Annotated in this window: 9 protein-coding genes; 5 read left to right on the top strand and 4 right to left on the bottom strand. The window is 61.7% G+C overall.

The window, feature by feature from the left end; genetic code table 11:
• The 4 genes from VGG64_02975 to VGG64_02960 form a co-directional block, all read left to right on the top strand.
• Window positions 1–252, top strand: a 252-nt coding sequence (locus VGG64_02975) for a hypothetical protein (protein ID HEY1598534.1), incomplete at its 5' end; no start/stop codon positions are given.
• Window positions 253–615: 363 nt separating this feature from the next.
• Window positions 616–837, top strand: a complete 222-nt coding sequence (locus VGG64_02970) for a hypothetical protein (GenBank protein HEY1598533.1) — start codon at window positions 616–618, stop codon at window positions 835–837.
• A 195-nt stretch (window positions 838–1,032) separates the two neighbouring features.
• Window positions 1,033–1,476 (top strand): DUF1569 domain-containing protein, encoded by a 444-nt coding sequence (locus tag VGG64_02965; GenBank protein HEY1598532.1) that lies wholly within the window; start codon window positions 1,033–1,035, stop codon window positions 1,474–1,476.
• 9 nt (window positions 1,477–1,485) lie between these two features.
• Complete coding sequence (locus VGG64_02960; protein HEY1598531.1) at window positions 1,486–2,154, top strand: molybdenum cofactor guanylyltransferase; 669 nt, start codon at window positions 1,486–1,488, stop codon at window positions 2,152–2,154.
• Window positions 2,155–2,224: 70 nt separating this feature from the next.
• On the opposite strand, the gene VGG64_02955 is transcribed toward VGG64_02960, so the two are convergent.
• The gene (locus tag VGG64_02955) at window positions 2,225–3,886 is read right to left on the bottom strand and encodes a formylmethanofuran dehydrogenase subunit A (protein ID HEY1598530.1); all 1,662 of its coding nucleotides are present in this window, start codon (window positions 3,884–3,886) and stop codon (window positions 2,225–2,227) included.
• A 305-nt stretch (window positions 3,887–4,191) separates the two neighbouring features.
• On the opposite strand from VGG64_02955, the gene VGG64_02950 reads away from it, so the two are divergent.
• The gene (locus tag VGG64_02950; protein HEY1598529.1) at window positions 4,192–4,695 is read left to right on the top strand and encodes a DinB family protein; all 504 of its coding nucleotides are present in this window, start codon (window positions 4,192–4,194) and stop codon (window positions 4,693–4,695) included.
• A gap of 34 nt (window positions 4,696–4,729) precedes the next feature.
• Here VGG64_02950 and VGG64_02945 read toward each other — a convergent pair whose 3' ends face one another.
• From VGG64_02945 to VGG64_02935, 3 genes are read right to left on the bottom strand one after another with little or no spacing between them, the layout of a single operon-like run.
• Complete coding sequence (locus VGG64_02945; GenBank protein HEY1598528.1) at window positions 4,730–6,025, bottom strand: hypothetical protein; 1,296 nt, start codon at window positions 6,023–6,025, stop codon at window positions 4,730–4,732.
• Window positions 6,026–6,037: 12 nt separating this feature from the next.
• Window positions 6,038–7,306 carry a hypothetical protein gene (locus tag VGG64_02940; GenBank protein HEY1598527.1) on the bottom strand — a complete coding sequence of 423 codons (1,269 nt, stop codon included), beginning with the start codon at window positions 7,304–7,306 and terminating at the stop codon, window positions 6,038–6,040.
• A gap of 1 nt (window position 7,307) precedes the next feature.
• Window positions 7,308–7,829, bottom strand: a complete 522-nt coding sequence (locus tag VGG64_02935; GenBank protein ID HEY1598526.1) for a sigma-70 family RNA polymerase sigma factor — start codon at window positions 7,827–7,829, stop codon at window positions 7,308–7,310.
• Window positions 7,830–7,896: the final 67 nt, after the last annotated feature.

Genomic DNA, 7,896 nt, shown 5'->3' with positions numbered 1-7,896 from the left:
CGTCGTGATTTCGAGGAAATCAACATGCGCAGTTGGGTCATCAACAACGAACTCGCCAGGCTCGTCTATACTCCGGAGAACTACGCGATCGATTTACGTAGACTGGCGCACAAGGACGACGTTCGTGCGGTAATCAAGGATTTGAAGCGCGAGCCCTTCGCCACGGCGGAAGTCGTCGAAGAAGCACAGCGCATGCTGAACGATTTCTTGGTATGGGTGATCGCGCAAGACCGTGTCACACGCGTGCGATAGCACCGAGCGATCCCAACCATTTCTCACGACGCTGCTCGCTATAAAGCGGTGTCTAAGTCCCTCTCCAGGTTTGCCTCCCAGATCTTTGGCCCATCTTTTGCTCAGACAGTGCCGCACGTTCAAAAGCCGAATGTTGGGCCAGTGCGGGGGCGCTTGATGGATCGAATGGGAGCAGTGGTGTCGCAAAATCGAACAACATCGGGGGTTGCCCCCATGCCCGTCGGGCCCGGCAACTCGGTCCGCGCAGAAAAAGTTGGATTTTCTTACCGGGCCATTTGGACCTGCGGCTGTTGCCGTTTGACAGCAGCGTCCAGCCAATTGACTCACAGCCGCGCAGACGCTCTCAAAGGAGCGGAACGCAGCTTGGCCCAACACGCGGCGATTTGTAGCTCGTCACAGCGAGACGGCGGTGTATATGGCCGCATTGCCATTGCGCTAGCGGCCGAACGGGCCGAGAGTGAACGGCGCCAGGCAGCGCTGTCGCATAGCGGTCGGCCGATGCAACCGACGGGCGCCGCCTTGCACCTTACGTCGATCACCTCGCGCATGGCCGTGCCGCCACTGCACGCGCCGGCCGTCAGCTGAAGTTCATTTGGGGGCATTATTAGCTCCGATGCCGTGCTACCCCCGGTCTCTCATAGCGCCCTTATTACCGGCGCGCGGTAGACGAGGCACGAAATCTCATCGATCGCTTGGCAAATTTGCCACGATGTTGCACTTTTGGGCATGGCTGCGAGAATGTGCGCCAGTTCAGACAGTACACGCGAAAGGGAGAAGGGCATGCCTGAGCGGCGGCAATTGACGTTTCAGACTCTTGATGAAGTGATGCCGGAGGTCGCCCGCCTGCTCGAGGGGTACACCGTCGTCGGCAAATGGTCGCTGGCGCAGATTCTGCACCACCTTGCGATCACGATTCGTAGCACCGCGCGACCGGCATCCGATGTTCCGCCGGCAACGAGCGAACAAACCGCGATCCACAAGCGCTTCTTCGCGTTGGATCGATTTCCCGATGGGCGCCCCGCGCCGCCACCGTTCGATCCGCCCCAAGGACTTGACCCGCTTGTCGAAGCGCCGTCTCTGGACCGCGCGCTCGAACGATTTGCGTCGGCCACAGGTCCGTTTCCAGCTCACCCGGTGATTGGCCCCTTGTCAGGCGAAGAATGGGCCCGTTTTCACGCTATGCACGCGGCTCATCACCTGGGATTTGCCGTGCCGACGAAGTAGCATCGCAGTATGAAGACGGTCGCCAGCATCATTCTCTGTGGTGGACGCAGTACGCGGATGGGTCGGCCGAAGCTGGCTTTGCCCTTCGGCCCCGAGACACTGCTGGCGCGTGTGGCGCGTATCGTCTCAAGCGTCGCTGGGCCGGTTGTCGTCGTGGCGGCACCGGGTCAGGAGCTACCTGAGTTGCCGGGATTCGTGCGTATTGTGCGGGATCGCCACGAAGGGCGCGGGCCGCTGGAAGGGATGTTGGCCGGACTGTCGGCGGTGTCCGACGAAAGCGAGGCGGCTTTCGTCACGAGCTGTGATGCGCCGTTGCTGGTGCCAGAACTTATCTCATGTCTGTGGCGTCTGCTCGAAGGCGACGACGTTGCCGTGCCGCTGGTCGATGGGTTCCATCAGCCCCTGCTGGCCGTGTACCGCACGCGTGTTATTCCGCACATCGAGGCGTTGCTGGCCGAGGATCGTTTGCGTCCGGTCGAGCTTTACGACCGTGTGCCAACTCGGCTGGTATCGGCCGAGGAACTACGCGTCGCCGATCCCACGCTGGCCAGCCTGCGCAATCTCAACCGGCCGGAAGAATATCTGGCGGCGCTAACCGAGGCGGGCTTCGCGCTGCCCGACGAAGGTATGCCGGAACTCGCCGCCGAACGAAGCCCGGATACGCTGCGGCGGCCCTGAGACGACCTCGTCCGGGGCGCGCTCGGCTGTAACTGAATGCATCTGCTGAAGGCATCCGGCGTTGCGGCGATTACGATGTCCGGCACGGAACGCACTGCGCCTCGTATAGATAATCGAGCGTCACCGGATAATTGCCGAAGCGTATGGTATAGAACTCGTCGAACCAGGCGGCAATATCTCGTTCGGTGTCGATGTCGTACGTGGGCGACACATAGAGCGACGTTCCCATTACGGGATCGCGGATATCTCCTTCTTCGACGATTGCCTGACCGCCTTTGATCACATAGCGCGGCAGCTCGAACATGGTCTCCTTGTTGTCGTGTGGCGTGTAAATCGTGACGTCGCCGTCGGCCCCGACGCCGAGGTGCCCTTTGTCTTTCAGGCCCAGGATTTTGGCAGGTCCGGCGCGGGTGATGATGCAGATATCATTCAGCGTGTACTCGCGGTCGAGATCGGCCAACACGCTTCGCTCGCGCACGCTCTTATGGGCCTGGCGGATCATGTCGCGCCGATAGGTGCGGTCCATCAGCAGACGAATGATCTGTGGGTAAGCCAAGAACGAGCCGCCGTTTGGATGATCGGTACTCATCACCACACGCCACGGGTCGTCGACCAGTAGATACCATTCCAGGCCGATGGCCCATTGCAGCGCGTGGATCAAGCTTTTGTTCTTGTATTCGATCGGCGTGATGCCGCAGCCGGCTTCCATCTCGGTATCGGCGCTGAACCACTTCGACTTGTAGACCTTGCTCAGGAAGTAGCCCAGCGGGCCGTCTCCGGTCATGCTGGTGGTTTTGCCGAAAAGCACCTGTCCCACGTCGACGGTGAGGTTCGGATGCTGGTTCACATATTCGGCCAGCGGCACGACCTTGGAATTGAACGTGTTCTCGTCCCCTCCGCCGCCTCCGTAGCTGTGGAATTGAATGTGGGTCATGTGACCACGATGCCCTTCGAGTACTTGCATCGTCTCGAGGGTGGTCGACCAATTGCCCGGCAGGCCGAGGTTGTTGCCATGCACGTGTACCGCATGGGGCAGACGGAGTTCGTCGACGCTGCGGGCCACGGTTTCGACGATTTGCCGTGGCGTCACGCCGTACGGCGCGACGACGTCATCGAGCGCGCTGACGTTGCCAGACGGCCGGCTCTTCCACACCTCGACGCCGCCAGGATTGACCAGCTTGGCGGCATAGCCCTTGGCGGCCGACAAGAGCCAGCCAATGAAGGCCCGCGCCCGTTCGTGCTCGCCTCGCTGTATCGAGCGCATGATGTAATGGTTGTTTCCCATCAGCACGTAAAAGCCCTTGTCGAGACAGGGCGTATCGGCGAGTTCCTGATGGGCGTGGCGGGCCGAAAGAGCTGGGACTGCCGCGTCGAAAGCCGTGGTATAGCCAAGCGCGGCGTACTTGTATCCGGTGGCGAACGTGCTGGGAACACTCCCCATCGTGCCGCTGCGCCCGAGTGGAGTGCGCAGCACGGGCGGCGCGACACGCTTTTCCTCGGGACGCATTTTGCGGGCCATGTTGGCCTTCGGGCCCGCGATGTGGCAGTGCATGTCGATGCCGCCAGGCATAACGACCAGGCCGCGGGCGTCGATCGTGCGCGAGGGGCGTACTGTCGGGTCCGAAGGGGGCGCCACGACTCGTCCGGCGTCGATCCAAATGTCCCGCACCAAACCATCGACGCCGTTTGTTGGGTCGTAGACGGTGCCGCCGGCTATCTTGAGGAGTGACATGCGCAAACGAAGTGGGTCGGTGCGGGGGAAGGCGGGACTGTTGTCTTGTGCGTAAGGCAAAGTCAACAATCACCTTCGCTCCCCCACTCGAAATGGTCAAGGGGGATGGCAAATCGGCGCGAACCGGGGACAGAGTGATCGCGTCATTCGAGGGGCGTCGTGGCCAGGTGACGCCCGCCGCCCATGGCGGGTGTGAAACGGCTCGGACGTGCGCGACAATGCGGCATCGCTCCGATCCTGCCCCCCTGCTCTGCCCCACATCGGTCAGCTCATTAAAACGGTTAGCAAATCGAGGAGCTTCTTTAATGGCGCAAGGAAATACAGCGTGGACCGAGATCGACGCGGCGCGTCATTACTCACTCAGCTTGCTTGACGACTTTTCTCAAAAAGACTGGTTTCGCCAACCGGCCGAAGGAGTAACTCATATCGCCTGGCAGGTCGGGCACCTGTCCGCCGCGCAGTACCTGTTGGGACTGACGCGGCTACGGGGCGAGCTGCCTGCGGACAAGGAAATTGTGCCGCCGGAGTTTCTGACTCTTTTCATACGCGGATCAGTCCCCGATCCCGATCCCGCGAAGTATCCCGCGCCTGAAAAGATTCTTGCGACGCTCGAGCGCATTCATAGCTTGGTGCGGGACGAAATAGCGAAATACTCGGACGAATCGCTCGCGCAACCAGCCATCGGCAAGCCCCACTCGCAGTTCACGACAAAGTTGGGGAGCCTGTTCTGGTGTGCCCGACACGAAATGCTGCACGGCGGCCAGATTGGGTTGTTGAAGCGGCTGTTGGGCGCCAGTGCGCGCTGGTGAGCGCCGCGCTACTGGCTAGTCGACGACTACCGTTTCACTTGTCGGCGGATTTCACTTCGGAAGCCGTTACTTCGACTACCAGATACAGATTCTGGGCGTCGCCCGCTTCGGCCGTCGGATCGGACATGCCACCGACCAGGGTGGGCTTGCCCAATGCGACGCGCAGGCTTGTCGCCAGTTGTTGAGCACCCAATTTCAACCGATCAATTTGCACTACGGCGTCTCCCTCGTCGTCCGCGCCGATGAGTTTCACGGGGTCTCCGCCGTCTTCCCAGTTGGTGACCGAACTATGCAGGTCGACCAGCGCCGCCTCGTCACCGGGCAGTAGCGAGGCCGAAATCTGCAAAAGCGTGCCCAGGTGCGGCGCCGTGATCGTCGGTTGATAGGCAGCACCATTGGGCCCGCCTACTACGGGGACCGCCCCCTGCAGTTTCGTCTCCATCAGTCCCGAGATCACGTGGACGGTCTGCCCGCTGAAGCATGCGATTCGTCCGGTGGCCGCGTGTGTTTCGGCGGGTAGCGCGGCCAAACGCTCGCGCGTGATATCGCCGGTTGCGGTGGCGCGCTTCTTCTCCCCTGCACCTAGGAGCTTGGCCAGCTGAGCATCGTCGAGCTTAAGCCAATGGGCATCAACCGACAGGGTGCGCAGCGTACCACTTTCCTGGCGGAGCGCTGTGAGGAAGTCGTCGATCTTGGCGTGCGTGGCTACTGTCTGGCTGATGCCGAGTGCACCGCCAACGGGGTGAATCGATGCGGGTCCTCCGTTATCGTCCCACGTATCCGGTTCGATGAGGCTCGTGATGGCATTCATCAATGATCCCATCGTGATGCGGATGCTCGATTTTGCCGGAGCGACTTGCATCATATTGCGGGCCATGCCGCCTCCACCCATCCCCCCGCCGCCCGCTACGCCGCCGCCTCCGACAACCACTCCTCCGCCCCCTCCGGCCGCTGGCGATTGCCCGGCGCCGGCCTGTTGGGCCAAGTACACGTCGTTGACGCGGAACATCCCGCCTCCCATTCCACCTCCCATGCCACCGATCATTCCGCCCCCCATTCCACCCATGCCAATACCAGGCCCGTTCGCGGCATTCGTGTACAGTCCGGTCGCGCCTGCTGTTCCGGGCGTCGTCCGCGACATGCCTGGCAGGAACGTTCCTTCGTACGGATAGTTTGGCACAGGCGCGACCAGGTCGATGACGCGATAGACGCGGATCACCAGCGGTTGCTGCTCTTCCTCGTCGTCAGCGATGGCGCGCGTCGCGGCGCTCGACACAATTGCGGCGCAGCCGCTCACTAACACGCCAAGCCTAAGCCAATTCGTACGCATGATAAAAGTCCTCTACGGGGTTTGAGCCAGTTGATGTAATTCCAATTCAGCCGCGCGGACGCTTGCCATCAAATACAGGTTTCCACGCGCCTCATTCACAATGACGGCCGCGCGCGGATCACGACTGAGCAGCAACGCCACAAGCGCTTGTCGACGCAAACTGGCGTCATCGATGGCGGACACCATGATGTCGACGACCAACGAATCTCGCGACCGGGACAGTGCCAAGGCCGCGGCCAGTCCCAGCGAGACCTGTGGAGAGCGAAAATATGCCAGAAACAATCCGTCGGGTGGTTCGGCAACATCCGCGAGCGCGTCGAGAGCTTCGACGCTGCACTCCGGTCGCATGACAAAGTACAGATATTCTTCGACAGCTTCGGCCGTGCCGCGCGCCGCCAGGGCCGCCAGCAAGCGACCGCGCAAAGCGGCATCCGGTTCCTGGGTAATCAGGTTCGCGATGTCAGCCGGACGCCCTTGGTGGACGACCATTTCGACGAACGCGGCATGCGGGCTCGGGCTGGGGATTTCGCGGCCACTATCCGTTGCGCGGGCGACCGTTGCTCGGGACACGAAACGAACGGCGTGCCGCGGGAACGCGGCGACGAGTTGCCATTGCCAACGCTCTGCGTGACGCACGAGGACCGCGAATTGTCGGGCAGCGTCGTCCAGCGAGGCGGGAATCAGTGTCACCCATTCGCGCACGCGCTGTAGTAAGGGCGAAGGCACTAGCAACGTGTGATCTGGACGACTTGCAGACGAGGCGATGCGCCGCGGCGGCGATTTCTTTCGCAATAACGTCTTTGGCGACGATTGCTTCAGTCCGATCATCGCCACACGCTCGTAAAGGCTTGGTTCCTGCGATTGCACGCGACGCGGCAAATCTGTGTCCGTCACACGCGAGTTCTCCACATGCGGATGAGAATCCGGGCCGAGAACCGCGCTGCTTGCCGCCATTTTCTCGTTGGCGATAGCGGAACGCGCCAACTCGGCATCGTCCTCCGCGGTCGATGCTTGACCTGCGATTTGATCGTTCTGCTCGACGGGTGCCTGGAGAGCGTTAGGAACCCGCAATGCGATCAAACCGGCAGCCAGTAGCAGACTGGCTGCAAGGGTCGACAAAACGCGCACCAGATAACCTCGCCGCCGACGCCTGGTTTGTAGCGAGGTCCAGCCACCGCGCAGGCGGGTCAACTGCTCGGACGTCGGTTCCGGCCAACGAGCTTCCCCGAGCAGGCGGTCGAGTCCGTTGTCGCTTTCGTCGGGTGGCTGTACGAATTGCATTTTACTTTTCCGCAAAGCCGAGATCGTGGGCCAATCGCCGTTTCAATTGGCCGCGCGCCGCTGACAGGGTGGCATAAACATTCTGTTCGGTGATGCCGACCAGGACGGCCGTCTCAGCGACGGAAAGTTCCTCGTAAACGATCAATACCAGCACCTCGCGCTGCCGTGGTGGTAGCCGCGACACTGCAACGGCCACACGCTCGCACAACTCGCCGGTCGCCGCGATCTCGACCGGTTCGCGTGCTTTGGGGTCGGACGCGACATGCTCTTCTTCATCGAGCGAAACAATGGCTAACGACCGCCGCCGGAGTTGATCGCGAAAAACGTTGATCAGTATTCGAATCAGCCACGTGCGAAACGTGGCCTCGCCGCGGAAGGCTCCCCACCGCTGGGCCACGCGCACGAGCGCCTCTTGGACCAACTCCTCGGCCGCGTCTCGATCGTCGGTCATCCGTACGGCAAAGCGTAGCGCCGCCGGCAGATGTTCCAGCACCAGCCGATCGAGTTCCGAGAAATGGGCCACGAGTCGCCTCTTGTTGCTCCCTCGCGCGATTGCGGCGCTCGTCACTTTGGTTAGACGCGGAGGGCCG

It is taken from the genome of Pirellulales bacterium (assembly GCA_036490175.1).
Lineage (GTDB): Bacteria > Planctomycetota > Planctomycetia > Pirellulales > JACPPG01 > JACPPG01.
This window is presented reverse-complemented; position numbering and strand designations above follow the sequence as displayed.